Below are 826 nucleotides of genomic sequence, written 5' to 3' on the forward strand. Positions count from 1 at the left end.
AAGTGTCCTGGTACTCCTAAAGGCGCAAAGGTAGACAACGACGGCTGCTCGGTTGCGCCTTCTGTGGGTAAGGTTTCGGATATTACTGGTCAGGTAAACAAGGAAATTACTCCGGTGAATGTTCCGGTTGATAATCCTGGTAAAGCTAAGCTGACTGCTTGTAAGGCTGATGGTTTGCCGGCTGGTTTGACTATTGCTTTGAATGAGCAAAAAGACGGTTGCGTGATTTCTGGTATTCCTAGTGAGGAAGCCAAGGATAAAGCGGTAACTGTTAAAGTCAGTTATGAGCCTGTTGATAAGACTGCGCAGCATGACGGTGGAGATGTTACTGGTACTGCTAAAGCAACTATTAGCGCTGAAGTTGATGGCGATAATGATGGGGTTGCTGATTCTAAGGATAAGTGTGCTGGTACTCCTGCGGGTGCGAAGGTTGATGGTAATGGTTGTGCGGTGAAGCCGACGGTTGGTACTCCGGTTGCTATTACTGGGCAGAAGGGTAAGGAGATTAGCGAGGTAGTGGTGGTTCCGGTTAATAATCCGGGTATGGCTGCTGTTACTTGTAGTTCTGATTCTTTGCCTGCTGGTTTGAGTGTTAAATACTCGCCGGAGAAGAAGGCTTGTGTTGTTAGTGGTACTCCTAGTGAGGAAGTTAAGGACAAAGCGGTTACTGTTAGCGTGAATTATGATCCGAAAGATGGTGATGATACTAGTAATCCTGCTGGTAGTATCCCGGTGAATACGACTGCTACTATTACTGATCCTGGTAAGGATTCTGATGGTGATGGTGTCGCGGATGCTGCTGATAAGTGTGCTGGTACTCCTGCTG

Annotated in this window: 1 protein-coding gene; it reads left to right on the top strand. The window is 47.2% G+C overall.

The window, feature by feature from the left end; genetic code table 11:
- A partial coding sequence (locus PG728_RS09300; protein WP_270627275.1) for a thrombospondin type 3 repeat-containing protein occupies positions 1-826 on the top strand: 826 nt, incomplete at both ends.

The organism is Varibaculum timonense (genome assembly GCF_027694345.1).
Taxonomy (GTDB): domain Bacteria; phylum Actinomycetota; class Actinomycetes; order Actinomycetales; family Actinomycetaceae; genus Varibaculum; species Varibaculum timonense_A.